At 47.2% G+C, this 16,357-nt stretch carries 12 protein-coding genes; 1 reads left to right on the forward strand and 11 read right to left on the reverse strand.

Annotation, left to right across the window (positions count from 1 at the left end; genetic code table 11):
* Positions 1-27: 27 nt before the first annotated feature.
* The 4 genes from KJW29_RS14125 to KJW29_RS14140 all read right to left on the reverse strand — a co-directional run bounded on the left by KJW29_RS14125 (position 28) and on the right by KJW29_RS14140 (position 4,902).
* A complete protein-coding gene (locus KJW29_RS14125) occupies positions 28-1,629 on the reverse strand; it encodes a response regulator transcription factor (RefSeq protein ID WP_214630249.1) in 1,602 nt (533 codons plus the stop codon).
* Complete coding sequence (locus KJW29_RS14130; protein WP_214630250.1) at positions 1,626-3,350, reverse strand: sensor histidine kinase; 1,725 nt, start codon at positions 3,348-3,350, stop codon at positions 1,626-1,628. Before KJW29_RS14130 ends, KJW29_RS14125 begins: the two co-directional genes overlap by 4 nt.
* 102 nt (positions 3,351-3,452) lie before the next feature.
* Positions 3,453-4,532, reverse strand: a complete 1,080-nt coding sequence (locus KJW29_RS14135) for an amidohydrolase family protein (RefSeq protein ID WP_214630251.1) — start codon at positions 4,530-4,532, stop codon at positions 3,453-3,455.
* 13 nt (positions 4,533-4,545) lie between these two features.
* On the reverse strand, positions 4,546-4,902 hold the full coding sequence (locus KJW29_RS14140; RefSeq protein WP_108993320.1) for a Rieske (2Fe-2S) protein: 357 nt from the start codon (positions 4,900-4,902) through the stop codon (positions 4,546-4,548).
* A 103-nt stretch (positions 4,903-5,005) separates the two neighbouring features.
* On the opposite strand from KJW29_RS14140, the gene KJW29_RS14145 reads away from it, so the two are divergent.
* Positions 5,006-5,767 carry an AraC family transcriptional regulator gene (locus KJW29_RS14145; protein ID WP_214630252.1) on the forward strand — a complete coding sequence of 254 codons (762 nt, stop codon included), beginning with the start codon at positions 5,006-5,008 and terminating at the stop codon, positions 5,765-5,767.
* Here KJW29_RS14145 and KJW29_RS14150 read toward each other — a convergent pair.
* The 7 genes from KJW29_RS14150 to KJW29_RS14180 form a co-directional block, all read right to left on the reverse strand.
* Entirely contained in the window at positions 5,757-6,509 is a 753-nt protein-coding gene (locus KJW29_RS14150) for a LamG-like jellyroll fold domain-containing protein (RefSeq protein WP_214630253.1), read from the reverse strand. The genes KJW29_RS14145 and KJW29_RS14150 overlap by 11 nt on opposite strands.
* A gap of 309 nt (positions 6,510-6,818) precedes the next feature.
* Positions 6,819-7,193, reverse strand: coding sequence for a RidA family protein (locus KJW29_RS14155; RefSeq protein ID WP_214630254.1), 375 nt, complete (start codon positions 7,191-7,193; stop codon positions 6,819-6,821).
* A 39-nt stretch (positions 7,194-7,232) separates the two neighbouring features.
* On the reverse strand, positions 7,233-9,134 hold the full coding sequence (locus KJW29_RS14160) for a beta-N-acetylhexosaminidase (RefSeq protein ID WP_214630255.1): 1,902 nt from the start codon (positions 9,132-9,134) through the stop codon (positions 7,233-7,235).
* Positions 9,131-10,300 carry a hypothetical protein gene (locus KJW29_RS14165; RefSeq protein WP_214630256.1) on the reverse strand — a complete coding sequence of 390 codons (1,170 nt, stop codon included), beginning with the start codon at positions 10,298-10,300 and terminating at the stop codon, positions 9,131-9,133. The genes KJW29_RS14160 and KJW29_RS14165 overlap by 4 nt, the downstream gene beginning before the upstream one ends.
* On the reverse strand, positions 10,297-11,082 hold the full coding sequence (locus KJW29_RS14170) for a creatininase family protein (protein WP_214630257.1): 786 nt from the start codon (positions 11,080-11,082) through the stop codon (positions 10,297-10,299). Before KJW29_RS14170 ends, KJW29_RS14165 begins: the two co-directional genes overlap by 4 nt.
* Entirely contained in the window at positions 11,079-11,807 is a 729-nt protein-coding gene (locus KJW29_RS14175; RefSeq protein WP_214630258.1) for an SDR family NAD(P)-dependent oxidoreductase, read from the reverse strand. Before KJW29_RS14175 ends, KJW29_RS14170 begins: the two co-directional genes overlap by 4 nt.
* A gap of 116 nt (positions 11,808-11,923) precedes the next feature.
* Positions 11,924-16,336 carry a DUF4838 domain-containing protein gene (locus tag KJW29_RS14180; RefSeq protein ID WP_214630259.1) on the reverse strand — a complete coding sequence of 1,471 codons (4,413 nt, stop codon included), beginning with the start codon at positions 16,334-16,336 and terminating at the stop codon, positions 11,924-11,926.
* Between the last annotated feature and the right edge of the window lie 21 nt (positions 16,337-16,357).

A 16,357-nucleotide genomic window follows, 5' to 3' on the forward strand; every position in this document is an offset into this window, starting at 1 on the left:
CTACGACGTCATTTGGGCCCTTGCAAATCAATGCTTGATCTCGCTGGGCTTGACTCCCCAATATTTCATAAAGACCTTTGAAAAGTAGTTCACATGTCGAAATCCAACCTGCGCGGCCGTATCGTAAACAAGCTGTCCGGTTGCCAATAGCTCCTTTGCTTTCTCCATACGAAGCTTCAGCACATATTCCGAGAAGGATTCTCCTATAAGCTTTTTAAATATTCGGCTCAAGTACGAATAATTGACATACAGTCTATCCGCAACCAAATAGAGACTGAGCTCCTCCTCGTGAATATGCTCATGAATAAATTGAACAATTTCCTTCAACATTAATTGTGTTCCCGTCTGCTTGCGCTGCGCAATGGTCGAGCTGATAGAGAAAGACAGCTGCCGAAACCATTCCAACACCTGTTCCCTGGTCAAAAGCGACGGATATTGCTCAAACCGGGCGTAATCCTTTCCAAGCGCGTCCGACATGAACCAGCCATGCGAGTGGACGATTTTCCCCAAAAAGCAGACCATTCGAAAAATCGCTTCTTTCGCTTCCATTGCGGAAGCGCCATTGGCAAATCTGCTTTCGATTATCTTTTCCGATAATGCCATAATCGCCGCTTCGTTGCCCGTCTCAATCGCCATCTCCAGCTCTTTCTCGATATCCTGTACAAACATCAAGCTCGCATTGAAGCTGGACGGATCACGGAATTGGACAATCGTTTCATTACCTAGTACGATCCGTTCCTGCAGTGCTTGCTTGCTCTGCTTATAAGCATGCGGGAGCATAAGCGTGTCGTCCGTAACCGGACCCAGCCCTACGCTGGCTGTCAGCTTTAAACAATCCTTCACTGTCGCTAATAACGTTTGAATATGCTGATGCGCTTGCGATTGCCAAGACCCTGACTCCTCCTGCGTATGCGACCCGAACAATATAACTACCGTCATCCCGTCATCATCCTGCAAAATGATTGGATCCAGCTCCATAAAAACCTCTCTGGCGATGGTTAGCAAAGAAAATTGGACTAATGGGCGATCTTGCTCGTGAAAACGTGTATTGCCGGCCTGAATCGGATCCATGTCAAATACAAGCGGCCACAGCGGCCCTTGCTTGATCGAAATATTGAGATCACGACATCTCTTCTCCAGCTCCCACAGAGCATATTGTCCATTCAACCAATTCTTATACATCGATTCTCGCAATTGCGGCAGCTGCTCCTGCCATCTCTGCTCAAGCAAAGTGAGTTGATGCCTTTCCCAAAGCTCTGTTTCATGAAGCTTCTTTAACTCCAAAACCGCCTCCAGCAGCAGTTCGTTCGCTACAGGTTTCACCAAATATTTATAAACCTTATAATCAATACTTTCTCTTGCATATTCGAAATCATCGTAGCCGGTTAAAATAATGATCTTGATATGCGGATACCGTTGATGGAGCTCCCGAGCAAGCTCCAACCCATTCATATCAGGCATCCGGATATCGGTTAACACAAGATCCAAATGCTCTTTTTGCAAGATTTCCATGGCTGCCCGTCCGTTGCCGACTGCGTCAACGACTTCAATCCCGTGCTCATCCCAAGCGATCCCCTTCTCCATACGTTCGCGTACAAAATGCTCATCCTCCGCAATCAACATTCTCATGCTGCTTCATCCCTTTCTATCGGCAAAGTTACAGTGACTCGGGTTCCGCCCATCGCATTATGATCGATTGTCATTTCCGCCTGATTTCCATAATACATCTTCATTCGTGATACAACGTTTTTTAACCCAAAGTATTTGCTGAATTCCTTTTCTTGTATATACCGATAAGAATGGGCATTTATTTTCTGGAGCTCCTGCTTGATTTCCGTCAACTCGTTCTCTGCAATTCCACAGCCCGTATCTTCGATCGTTATTCGCAAAAATCCATCTATCAATCTGGTACGTATATAGAGATCACCGCCATAGGAGCTTTTGCAAATGCCATGTACAATCGCGTTTTCCACGATAGGCTGCAATAAAAGCTTGAGAACCGGAATAGGCTTCGTGTCCTCGGCGATATCCATTTCTACCGTAAACTGATCCGTTCGAATTTGTTGAACTCTGATGTAATACATAAGATGCTGTATCGTCTCCTCTAGCGTAAAGGTTTCCTTTCCCTTGCCCAGGCTGAATCTAAAAAATTGGGCCAGATTTAAAACCATTTCGCCGATTTCCTTGATCTGGTGCTTATCCGCGACAGAATAAATAGAATCCAACGTGTTATACAGAAAATGCGGATTAATTTGAGATTGCAGCAAGCTGAATTCGGAGCGCGCCAGCTTAAGCTCTTTCTCGTAGTCATCCTCGATCAGCTTGCGCTGAGACTCGGCCATCCGATTAAAAGCATCCATTAACAGGCCGAACTCATCCTTGCGTCCATGCTTGATATTGGCAAGCAGATGCCCACCGCTAAATAGTTTAATTGCGCCGAATAGTTTTCGCATCGGCTTGGAAATTTCACTATACACGAGCCATGCCAAACATAACGCCAGCAATATGCTGATCATAATGATCAAATAGGTCATCAGCTCTAAATAATAAGGCTGCTTAAAAAGCTCGGATTCCGGCTGTTCCATCTGGATGGACCAGATCCCATTGCTTTCTTCAATACTGAACATGTTATTGCCGGACTGAACCGTGGAATTGCTCGTCAACACAAGCTGATCCAGATACAGAAGACTGGTTTTAATATGCTCGGAGGTTTGCAAATGCTGAACAACCGTATTCAAAGCATGTTTATCGATCACAATCACTAGCACATTATCTTGAGAATTACTGTTAAACACGTCTAAAAGCCTTGCATAATAAATATAACCTTCCTCCAAATAACGGGATTCATTTCGTTGAGCGGCATCCGGCATATAAACCGATAACCCTCCATTAGCTTCTAGTGCGTCTTGAAACCATTGTTCCTCGCCAATCTCCTTCCACTTTACTCCGCCTTGCAATGTCGAAATCCCGCTTCCGCTTTGTCCATGAACAATAAACGCCTCTCTTACGGCTGGATTTACGCTAATTAATGCGGAAAGCTGCTGTTGGATCATGCGCATATCATAGAGATACTGCAGATTTAACGGATCATCCGCTTCCATCCAAACATTTACGATTTCCGGATTCGAGCTAATTAAAAGCGATTGCTGCTCGATATTTTTCGTAAGCTGATCCACATATTCTAAAGCTGTAAGCAGAGCCCCTCTCGTACGCTCTGTAATTTGGTCATACATCATACGTTGCGAGTAAACATTTGCAATGACGCTAACGACCACGAGAGGCAGCAAAATGACCAGAAAACTGACCGTTAACTTAAATTGAATAGAATGCCATACATTCGATAGCTTCATGCCGCTCCCCCCTGTAAGTGCGTGTTCAAAATCTCTATAAGGCCGAAAAAGACGGAGAAGCACATATTCGCGCTCCTCCATCTTTCCTATACCTTTATTTCATTATGGCAATTTAAATAAAGCCCTTGCATTTTCACTCAAAATTTTACGTTTAGTCTCTAAAGGGAATTGCTTTAGAATCTTAGTCGGATCATCAAAATCCCAATGCGGATAATCGCTGGAGAACAATAACATGTTTTCTGCATCGAACATTTCAAACATCATTTTTAAATGTTTTGGATTATCAGGCTCCTCAATCGGTTGAGTCGTCATAAAGCAATGGTCGCGAACATATTCGCTGGGCAACCTTTTTAGCCATGGCGTTGACGCGCGAAGCGCTTTGAAATTTTTGTCCAGCTTCCATAACAGCGGCGGCAGCCAAGTGACGCCTCCTTCACTGAGCACGACCTTGAAGTCGGGATACTTCTCAAACACGCCTTCACATACGAAGCTGACCAAATGGGCCATGTACGTCTGCGGCAAACAACTATGCCACTCCAAATAATTGGATACGTAGCCGACTGCTGTAGGAGGATTAAAAATTCCTGAACCTTCTGCGCCAGGGTGAATAACCAACGGCATGCCATTTCGCTGACAGGCTTCATAGATGGGATGAAAAAAGCGTTGCCCGTATGGCATCCTAGATCCCCCAATAATCGATACGCCGACGATATCAGGATGCGGGGCTACTCGATCAATCTCCCTCGCCGCTTGAATCGGATCTTGTGTAGCTATACATAACAAACCTTTAAATGTTGGGCTTTTCGGCAGCCATTCCGCAATTAAGTAATCATTGTACGCTCTGCACATCGCCGCTGCATAATCGGCATCCGCAAAAGAAGAAACGGCGATCATGGAATCAGAGCATAAAATAGCATACTCAATGTTAAACGGCTCAATCAACTGCTTAATCATATAATCAGGATCTGCCCCGACAGGCAATCCGCTTGGAGGATTTGCGTCCTTCCTCTTATTTCCGATCGGCGATGCATAGGGCAAGCCGCCGCCTAACGGCAAGCCGCCTCCACGGAGAAGCGCCTGGCTTTTCCATGTATCATCCAGATAAGGAAACAAGTCATGATTCGACCTAAAGCCATTATGCACATCACAATCGATAACCGGCAACTTTTCTTCTTGATTCATTATGTCTCCTCCTCTATTTGCCGACAGTGATAAACAACTGGCCATCCTGTATTTGCATCGGGTAGCTGCGTACGCGAACCTTATCGCTGAATAAGGACTTCCCTGTTTTTAGATCAAATTCCCAGCCATGCCAAGGACAACGAACAATCTCCTGATCGCGACCATAAATAAATTGATAAACCTCTGACTCCATATTCGTCCCGCACACCGGTCCTTTACAAATTTCGGCTCCCTGATGAGGACAATAGTTATGAATGGCAAAATATTCGCCGTTCACATTGTAAACACCGATAGAACGCCCTTCAATTTCGACCACGATATTCGTTCCGACCGGGATTTCTCCCTCTAATGCGACAGGATAAAGAGCCATTTAAAATCCCCCCGAACCAATCAATTAAGAAAACGCTTTCTAAATAATCCGAAATCAGATGTGATATAATCACATCACATGAATCTAGATGAGGTGATCGCTTTTGCTTCAACTTTTTCTCGTTTGCGTGGACGATATGAGGAGCAACTGGCAAATCGAAGAAGCTCGTACCCCCTATAATATTTTCATTCTCGTCACAAAAGAAAAATTAACCTATACGATTGAGGGCGTAGACGTCCAGCTCGAAAAGGGCGATATTTTATACATTCCGCGCAACAAATTACGAGGAGGCCGCAATCACCCCGATGGACCGCATCAGAAATATTCGGCGCATTTTCATATCCTGCAACCGGATGCGTTTCCTTTTCTTCAGGTTGAGCACTTTTGTAAAATTCGCACTCGACAGTTAGACTACATGACGCAGCGATTTGTCGTCCTGCTGCAGCAGTGGCTAGGTCATCTTCCCCAATATCAGATCATCAGCCAAGGCATTTTGTCCGAATTGCTGGGACATATGGGGAGAGAAGCCGAGATGACGGTTTACTCCCCCGCTAAATTAAAGCTTGTCAAGACCATACAAACTTATCTCATCCAGCATTATCGGGAAACGGTCAGCATTCCGCGAATTGCCGAGCTTTCGGGCCGTTCGCCCAATTACATCAGCCAAGCCTATAAAGAATTAACAGGGTTGACGCCAATAGCGTATATTCATCATCTTCGCATACAAACGGCGATGGACTTATTGATCAACAACCATATGACCATCGGCGAGATTTCGGACTATCTTGGCTACAGCGATCAATCCCACTTCAATCGTATGTTCAAAAAGCTAATGGGAGGGCCTCCATCCAGCGTTAAACGATAATCTTGCAAAGTTCCGCTAACTCATCTTCGCCCAGAGCTTCCTTAAATACCGCCAAGCCTCCAATAGCTCCGGTATAAAAGTTGCCCATTTCGTTGGAACGATGCACCGCAGCTACTGTAAAGTCAGCGCCATCGTCTCCGCCATCGAATAATCCCGAATCATACAAATAGGGGTTAAAATCTTCACGTTCATCCAGAACCCCGTCCAAATATACCTTGGCATATTGTCCGTCATACGTAAAAGCCACGCAATGCCATTCTTCTTTTTCGATAGGTGTAGAGCCGATCGCCGTGGTCATGCAATACTTATAACCCGGCGTAGGACCTCCCACCGCCGAAACATGGCCGCAAACCTGGTCGGCGCTGTCCCAAATATTTAAATTAACAAACATGCAGTATTGGCGTTTCTTTTCCGTCTCATTCCACATCCCCGCTATGGCCTCGCAACCCCGATTGGGAATATTCTCGCGCTTTAGCCAAGCCAATACGGTAAGTTTGGCATCTTTGCCATGAAAGTTCAGTTCAGGACAGGCATGTCTTGGCAGGTTCCACCATTGTCCAAGTTTAACTTGAGCAGCCGCGCCGAATGGTCCGTCCTCCACTCGCTCAATCGGTCCAGCCATTTCGGTTAACGGATAAGGAAATGGTCCCTTTGCTATCGCCTCTTGTCCGGGCTGTTCGGCAAAATCCCAAAACGAAATTAATTGCGGATGGTTCACAATGATACGGTATACATCGTTCATTTCAAAACTCCTTCCAATTATTCGAAGAGTTGTACGAGATATGATCTACACCGAGTATAGCAAGCATCCCCTGTCAAACACTATATACAAAACATGACTCATTTGAACAATTCTATGATATCGAATAATTTTTATTTAAATAAAACTGTGCGAGAAAGAACAGCACCGACTCATCGTAGGCGATCTTCTCTCTCGCACAGCAAAAACGGTTAAGCTATGAAGGCAATTCGTCGAAGCGGATTGGCTAGAGCCTGATGATCCGGCGTTATTCTCTCACTGACACATAACATGTGTTCAGCCTCCTGCTATTTATTCTTGTGACTCTCCGCTCTCAAGCTGTGCTATGACATCAATCTCGACCAACAGATCATAGTTCAGCTCGCAATAAACAGTCGTGCGGGCAGGGAATATATTTGTAAAATATCGAGCATAAATAGCGTTGAACTCTGCATAATGCTCTCTTTTCGCCAAATAGATATTCGCCTTCTTTACATGATCGAAGGTTAAGCCGTTATCGGCAAGGATGGTCAGTATATTTTCCATTGTTTGCACCGTCTGCTCTTCCAGTGAGGGGCCGACCACCGCGCTGGTAAGCGGGTCTAGTCCTCCTTGACCAGATACAAATACGAGGTTGCCTGTGCGTGTAGCCGATGAAATCGGCAATATTCTCAGTTTTTCCGCCATGTCTGTTCACTCCGTTCTTATTCTCGATTCATCTCGCGATTATGTCACATTATTAGGGCTTGCTATGCGATGATAGGTTGTAAAATAATCGGTAACGCTACCTCTTTGCACGCGATCGTCAAAATACAGACGATCCTCCTTTAGCTCATCGATTGCTGGGATATGATTTAAAAGATACCGGGTAATTCGATTTTGCGTCGAACGCAATCTCGCCAACAGACCGCCATAACGCAAATCAATCACTTCCCAGCCCTGCGGCTTATAATGGCTCATCCACTGCTCGCCGTGCAATTCTCTTAATTGCTCCAACCGGACAAGCAGCTCGGATATATCTGTATTGACAATCAAGGCCAACTCTTCGCGGTTGCCCGAATCGTAAGCCTCTTTTAAACGAATGCCCAGATTTGCTTTTATTTTCAAGACGCCGCACAGCTTTGCGGGCACCTCCAGCATTCGTCTCGCGGCTTCGCTTTCTTGCATACGACGCATGAGTTCCTTCTCCAGCAGATCATAATGAACGAACGTATCCAAACCTTCTACATGTTTGTCAAACAACCCTAGAAGCGGATCCTGCCATAGCAAGTATTTTGACGGATTGGAAAAATCCTGCGGATCAATCGAAACACCTTGGATATCATCCAGTTGCTCGATCAGCATATACGCCTCAAGCGGAACGTCTGTACAAAATGCCAAACGGCGTTGGAATTTTTTTTGACTCCATTCTCGCGCGTAAGCATGCTCCGCATAATATTGCAGACCGGGCAATACGCTCCACATCTGATTCTCCGCTCCATTGTCTCCCCAAGCCGTAATAAATACCTCTTTGACGCCCGCCTCCTTGCATACCGAAAGCGCTGCTTTAGAACAACGGAATGTCCGTGTGTAATGAGTGCACATGCCAAGCCAGGTCCATATGCCACCGGCAAATACAGGCATAGAGCCTAGAGCCTTATGCTTATCGACAAAGGTTTGGTAAAAAGCCGGATCATCATGGTAATAATCCCAGTAGACCAGCTTCGCCTCGGATGGGATTTGCCGGATTGTCGCTGGCGCTACTTCCGAATTCAAATCGTAGTAATCATGGGTTTCCGAGCCGATCCGGAAAAACATATCGCTCCACAGCATAGGCGTAAGGCCATGCGAGCGGACAATTTCCGTCACTTTCGACAGGTGCCCGCTCATTTGCTGAAATCGGTCCTGAGGGCCGTAAAGATCCAGGGAACGTCCTCTCCCCAAGTGATGCGCCTCATCCATGCCAATATGAATTCTTTTGCTCATAAATTGCTCGGCGGCAGCTTTAATCTGCCGCTCTATGAACCTGTACACATCCTCGTCTCCAACAAGCAGCACATCGTGCATATCCTTATATTTGGCTGCCGCTTCCCACTTCAGAAAGGCTTCTAAATGAGCAAGCGTTTGTATGCAAGGAATAAGCTCGATGCCGAGACTAGCCGCATAACGATCGCATGCCGAAATCTCCTCCGGCGAATACTTCCCTCTCATATAGCCGAAGTAAGGCTCGTCAGCAATTGTATACGTATCCTCCGTATACAGCATAAGCGTGTTCATGCCCATTAACGCCATTCGACGAAGCAGCTCTTTCACGCTTTCCACAGTGAGCACTGCATTGCGCGAGCAGTCGATCATGGCGCCAATGGTATCGAAACACGGCGTCTCCCGAATAGGAAAAGCCGCACCGCTTCTCAACGCCTCGACGAGCAAGCCTACAGCCCGAAATAATTGATTAGCCTGATGATAACGAATGATGCAGCGCTCTCCATCATAATGAACAAACAGCTCATTCTGTAGTGAAAGCTCTATAAATATGGGAATCCCTGCGCTGGATTGCCGGATGCCAAGCATATCGCAAACTTCGGCAAGACCGCTTTGCCATAGGGCAGGAGCATGCGCAAATTGCAGCTTGATTTCACTTTCGCTCAACACGTTCCCTCCTGATCAACCGGAATAATGATGTTAGCGCGACGAGATCGCCATTGCTTAATCTGGAGAGGCGTATATTGTATCTTTATCGTGGACAAGTCGATTCTCTCTTTGCGATAAAGAGCCTCCATTCCCCGATTAATCAGGATGGTGGTAAGCATGGTTCTCTCCAACGGCACCTCCGAATGGCCTGTCACGATCATGGATTCGATCTTGGATAAGAGCGTCCCGAAATGATGAAACGGCCGTTCCAAGTCCGACATACATAATCCCTCATGGATCGCGCCATCGTTGGCACGAACGGCATAGGACCACTGCTCCACTTCTTCCGGCAGCTGTATAACATAGCCCCTAAGACCGTCCATATATTCCACTATGAACAATACGGGGTCTGCCACTCTTTTCCGAGGATGTCCTTGCTTTCTTGCCGGGTACGCGGCTAACGCGCGAAGCAACAGCTCCTCCGGCCATTTGAGCCGATCCATCGCCTGCCATACCAAGTCCCCTTGCAGAGCATAAATGGAGGAGACTCCGGTCTCGCCCCCACGCCTTTGCTCAGCTAAACTTTGCATCACCTCGAAAGCATGATAGCCATAGTCCTCGATTGGACCAAAGCTGACGACAAACAGCTCATTCATATGCTCCAGAACTTTGTCTTGCAGCGGAGGCTTATGAGCAACCAGAGGGATCGAAGAGCCTCCAAGAAAAGGAATCGCTCTGCTTTTTATTGCTTGATAGATCCATATCGTATCGTCCATGCGCCAAGCAAGATGTTTATCCGAAAAAATGGGAGCCCTGCTTCCCAATTCATCCATCGCATGCAGCGTCTCTTCTATAAAACTGCGTCTCGGGTACATCTTCTGACCGAGCTCATTGATCGGGTAATTCCCATGCTCGCCAATAATAAGAACGCCGGCCAGCTCGCTATCTGCCGCATGGATCGCTTCAGATATGCTGTTATAAATCGGAATGCCGCAACTTTTCGCCACGCTACGGCTCATATCCCCTTCCGGTATCTGATCGGTATATAGAGAGACGACTTGCACGGAAGGCTTATATTCGAATTCGCCCATAAGCCTTCCAATAATCATCTCCGCATGCGAATTGTATCGATATTCCGTAACGATGGCGCATACCTTCGGCAAGCCGTCAAGTTTTCGTTTCATCGTGGGCACTCCATTATCTTCATCGTATTTAGCGTCTGCTCCAGCCATCTTGCGACATGCTCTGCAATTACCTTCAAGGACAGTTGACCAGCTGCAGCCTGTGCGGCAAACGGCGCATCCGTATATCCGTCCTGTCCGGTCAGCAATCCATGCGTACCCAGCAAAGTGCCCGGAATGCTTTGACCTTGCCAAGGCAATGAAGCGTGACTCAAGCTTATAGCCTCTTCATGAACCCAGTCAGGGCGCATCGCCTTTACCAATGCGGTTTCAAACGCGCCGGCATGTCCCGGCATCGGGCCGCCTGTTTCCTTGGCAAGCTCATTGCGGGCTCCGACCGGAACCAGACTCCAATAGGAGGCTGCCGCCGCCCCTATCGGATGCTTCACAATCAGATCATTGACCGCCTGGAGCATAATAGATTCATTGCCCCCATGCCCATTCAAAAATATAATTCGTCTGAATCCGCAGGCTACCAGACTTTCGCCAATATCTTGCAGCATAGCGAGAAAAGTAGATGATCGATAGGACAGCGTCCCTCCATAAGCGAGGTGATGCTGCGAACACCCTATCGTAATAGCGGGCGCCAATAAAATCTTGTCGCCTACCTTCAGCTTCCCTATCGCCTCTTCGCAAATATGCTCGCAAATCAGGCTGTCCGTATAAACCGGCAAATGCGGTCCATGCTGCTCCGTGGCAGCCAATGGCACCAGCACGGCGCTCCCTGCTGCAGCCAACTTCGAAAGCTCGGTTCTAGTCTTGCTGTGAAACAGGCTCAGGCTCACCGCATGAACCCCCCGTCAATCGGATAAAGAGAGCCTGTAATATAGGAGGCTGCATCGGATAATAGAAATGCGGCGAGCTCCGCCACCTCTTCGGGCCTTCCGCTTCTGCCGAATAAGTTATTCACGTCTTGAATTTCATAATCTTCTGTTTTGATATCCCCTGGCACAATGACGTTCGCCCGCAATCCGAATTTTGCGTACTCCACAGCATGAATGCGAGTCATATGATTAATAGCCGCTTTCGCTGCGCTATATGCAACGGCTGTATTTCTGATTGGAATTTTCCCCAAAATGGATGAAGTATTGACGATAGCTCCCGCACCCGCCTCAACCATGCAGGAGATGGCATATTTATTAACGAGAAATGTGCTCGTAAGCGTGCCTTCAATGACTTTGTTCCATTCTGAAAGTGAAATTTCCGTAGTTGTTTTCCATATTTGCGTATATACATTATGAAATAATCCATCAATCCTGCCATATCGACTTTTAATACGGGTTACACTGTCGATAACCTGATCCTCTTGAGTTGCATCCGAGACAAACAACATCAGTCTGTCTCCATACTGCTTTTGCAATTCGGCTGCCTCGTAAAACTGCTCGATCTCCTCGATATCGGTTCCGACGACAGTCGCGCCTTTCTCCAGAAACTTAATGACTGACGATCTGCCGATTAACCCCAGCGCCCCGGTTATCCAAATCACTTTATGTTCCAATTGATTCCTCATCTTGCTGCCTCCCATCCAATATCCGTTTTTTCCAGATATGGATATCTTCTTTGTGGAAAAGAGCCAGCCCCTAACTTCCCTGCAAAGCAAAGGGCTGGCTTAGGACATACGTATAGTTATGAAGATGGAATAAGTTCAATATCGTCGAAATAAATCGATTTTTTATTCGTAAAACCGATCAGTTCTAACCCCAACATTATGAAGCTTACATCCGCATCGTTTAATGAAGCAGGTATTTCACCGCTCCACTCCAGCAGATTCCATTGACCCGCCAGCAAATCTACTTCTTGATGCGTGGTTGGAATCGTCCCTAGATGGTTATGGGCCGCATCGCGGAAATGCATAAACAATTTGACAGTTCCGCCCAAAGACTGCCCCTCCGGCACATAATAGTAAGCGCTAAGCCTGTATGACCCTGCCTCAGGCGCCGCAACAATCTGGCTGATTGCCGCTACTTGAACGCCGCTCGCCTTCAAGCTGTACTGATCGGTCCTGGCTTGATCCGTGCTCCGGCCGACAGAGCCTATGCCGGAATCGATCCAATAGGACCATGGCAGCGCGTCCTCCGCTCCGTCGCTTCCAAACTCGAAAGAGCTGTTGTGATTAACCGGAAGCGGCAGCACCGGCGTATATGGTGCCAATTCAATATCATCAAAATAAATCGTTTCTCCGGTGCTGAACCCTACCGCTTCGATTCCAAGAAGCAGATGCTTAACCTCAGAGCCGTTCATCTCTAATGGGATTTCGCCAATCCATTCCAATTTATTCCATTGGTCTGTTTGCTCATTTACATGAAGAGGGGCAGTTGGAATCGCTCCTAAATGATTATGGACGGCGTCTCTAAAGTTCATGAACAACTTGACCGTTCCATTCGATTGTTGATCTGCAGGCACATAATATTGGGCGCTTAGCTTATACATGCCAGTCGGAGGAGCGGCGACGATTTGACTGAGCGCCCCTAATTGAACGCCGTCAATCTTCAAGCTGTAGCTATCCGTTTTTGCATGCTCATTACTGCGACTCATGGATCCGACAGAATTGTCGATCCAATAGGACCATGGCAGGGCGTCCTCCGCCCCGTCGCTTCCAAACTCAAAAGAGCTGTTATGATTGATTATCGTCGTTTCTTCGTCATCGTCGCCCGGATTGGGGACATAAGGATCGCTTAGCCGCATAAATCTAAAATCGTCAAGATACAGCCTTTCATTTTCTTCAAAATCGAAGATATTGGTTCCGAATTGCACCTTTTTGACTGGTACGCCGCCTATCCGCTCCGGTATTTCTCCTACCCATTCGAGCAAAGCCCATTTTCCGGCGGTTTCTCTAGCCAATTTGTTCGTCGTTATCGCATTGCCCAGATGTGTCCCATTAGCATCCCAGAAATTAATAAACAATGAAATATTGCCATTGCTGAGGGATTCCTCTGGCACGTAATAATAGGCGCTTAACGAATGGAAGCCGGGATCCACATCGATTCCATCACGAACGGGACCACCTATTTTCAAACCAATTGTCTCGATACTGTACTCGCCGGTGCGTGACTCCAAAGCCGACCGGTGAACATTGTCCTCATTCTGGCCGTAGTCTACCCAATACCACCATGGAGGCGCATCATCAATATCGCCTGAAATACCCGTTTCGAACGAAGTATTGTCGTTTAGCGCCGCTTGCCCGTCAGCTTCTGCCAATATAAATTTCAAGTAATGCTTAACCAGCTGCGAATCGATGCCGTTGATGGAATCGTCAATGTATGTTCTTGCCGCCCCATCATCAGGATTAGCCTTGACCCATTGAATAAGCATATCGACTTCTTCGCTGCGAATGCCTGACCAAGCTTTGCCGTAATTGCGCGGATCCAAAGGCTGCTGTAAGATTTCATGCGTTTTAAAGCTATCAAATAGCTGTAATCTATATTCTGCTTTGGCAAGCTTGACAATCATTTGATCCAACAGCTCCGTTGCTTCTTCCGTTGTCGTCAAAGCTTGCAGCGGGTCATCCGACGGATAACTGAGCGCGGATGCCTCGTAATATTCGAAGGCTTGCATCAAAATATCCGCTCTAGCCTGTTGCAGCGGCGTCGCCGCTTTCTCTACAACGTCCTCCATTAAGGCTCTGCTTTGCGTCAAGTCCCATTCCGTCACTTCTTTTAAATAAGTAGAATCATAGAAGTTCATGAAATTTCGGCGCGGATTGGAATTGACCCATTTATCAAACCATGTCGATTCGATCATTGTGACTTCCCAGAAATTTTCCCATAATGCAAAGTAAGCTTCTAAGTAAGGCGCCGCTTCTTCGCCTACTGCCCGTATATACCATTCATTCAGCAACTCGTCGACATCAGCGCCTGCATCCCACTGAAGTCTTGATGCAAGCCAAGGCTTAGGTCCCTCGCCAAAGTTTGGATACAGCTCTGTATAATGAGCTTTAACCCCCGCTTGTTCCGCATACTTATAAATGTCCGACATTTGATGCAAATAGGGCCGCGGCAACGAATATGGCGTTCCATATAAATATTCGTAGAACGCCACGCCTGGAGCCGCTTCGAGCCAGCTCTCCGTAAATGCCTTGCCGGCGCTTCCCATATCTTCATCCGCCCATGACAGACGCTCATCCGTTATATAAACGATAACATTAGGGTGCAATATAACGTCTGTTGGCGGATCATACACCTCATGATAAGCGATCGTGCCAATATATTTATCCGGATATTGATCAAATACAATATCCGCGACCTCGTTTACCCAACCGAAATAAATATTGGACATGTCCTGATAGCCAATCGAGTTGATTTTGTCGGGATATAAAGGATGACTCGGATTTTGCTCGCAGAAGCCCCCATTATCATTGACAGATAAGGAGAACGAATCCGCTTCCGGATTTTGCTCGAAATAATCTAAAATGATGTCGCTGACGACATCAATCGTTTGCGGGACAGAAAAACAAATTTGCCAGCCTCCGTGCGTGTTAATCAAACCGCTGGACGGATAAAAATCGGGATAAACGGTTTGATACTGCGCTGGCGGGAGTATCTTCCAAAAGCTGTGATCGTGATCCATTCGGTTATGAATACGGTTATGCCTTGTCCAAGCCTTTCTTGCGGTTGTATTCTCAATATTCGAATCAAAAGCTCGCGAGAAGAAGGAAGGCTCTTGCCGTACCGTCTCCACTTTTACCGAAAAACCGGATTGCTGCGGCACGTCCTCGCCGTCCGGTCCAGGCAGCAGCCACCATACTCCGACATAACGCTCAAGAAACTCATAAACGCCAAATTCCGTCCCCCAGTCAGTCGGGCCTATAATCGTAATCACATTTGACGTCTTCTCCGGATGAATGACGAAGCCGTCATTGTCCAGATCGACCATTTGGGCATTGATGTAAGCCGTATTGGCGGAAGCTCCGATAAAACCAACATAAATCAACGTCGCATTGTCTCTTAGCGCCTCAGCCTCCGCAGCGTTCATAAGCGGAAGAGTTGCTCCAGTCGACTTACGTACATATTCGATTAGCTCGTTGGCTGCATCCTTAACTTGCTTGGAAGCAGACGGTTCCGTAACGACAATCGCCCTTGCCACGCCATTAATAACCGGCATAAATCCTTCGGACTGACCATTGTCTCCGCCGCCGTTATTGCCTCCGCTTCCGGGAGCTGGCGGCGTGGGAGTCGCTGTCGGCTGCGCTGATTCGGGATTTTCATTGCCGATGACTCGGCCGCCAAGCTCAACGTCATCTAATGTATAGTCCTTCTCCGTCAGCCCGCTGCCCAGTACAATATTGCCTTCAAGCTTCAGATTTCGCAGCGTAACGCCCGGGACTGCAATAATCACATTCCATTTGAGGGCATGTGTAAGATCCGAGAAATCATATACCCCCGGCGTGTTAATGATATAGTCTTGTTCGAGCTGCGCAAGCATACGGTCCATCGATATGACCGCCTCTGCGCGGGTCATGAATTTTTTCGGATGAAAGCTTCCATTCGAAAATCCCTTCATAATGCCAAGCTTTGTCAAACCCGCTATGGCGGCACTGCTCCAGCCTGCAATCTTCTCTGCATCGCTGTAGTCAAGCTTGTTATCCTCCAGTTCCTCAGGCAAGCCCATCACTCGCGCAATCATTACCGCAGCTTCCTGTCTCGTAACGATATCGTTAACGCCGATGGTGCCATCCCCTCGTCCGCGAATGTAACCCGCCTTGACCGCCTTAGCCGTCTCCTTATATAGCCAGCTTGATGCCGGCAAATCCGTAAAGGTTATTTCCACTTCTTCCTCGAGACCGAATGCACGGTTCAAAAATACGATAAACTCGCCGCGCGTTAAAGGTCGATTAGGTTTAACCGTACCGTCGTCATAGCCAAGCAGCATGTTTTGATTCATCCAACGCTCTATCGTTTTCTCCGACCAATGCCCTCTATGATCGTGAGGTTTGGCCGGAGTGTCCTCGCTTGCGCTTGCGTATAATGGAATGGCGCCTACCATGATAAGCATAACCAGCGTCAACATAAAGATTCGCTTCGTGAGCAGCTTACTTTTCATATCAATATCCCCTCTCAACGG

The sequence above is a fragment of the Paenibacillus agaridevorans genome, from assembly GCF_018604145.1.
Taxonomy (GTDB): domain Bacteria; phylum Bacillota; class Bacilli; order Paenibacillales; family Paenibacillaceae; genus Pristimantibacillus; species Pristimantibacillus agaridevorans.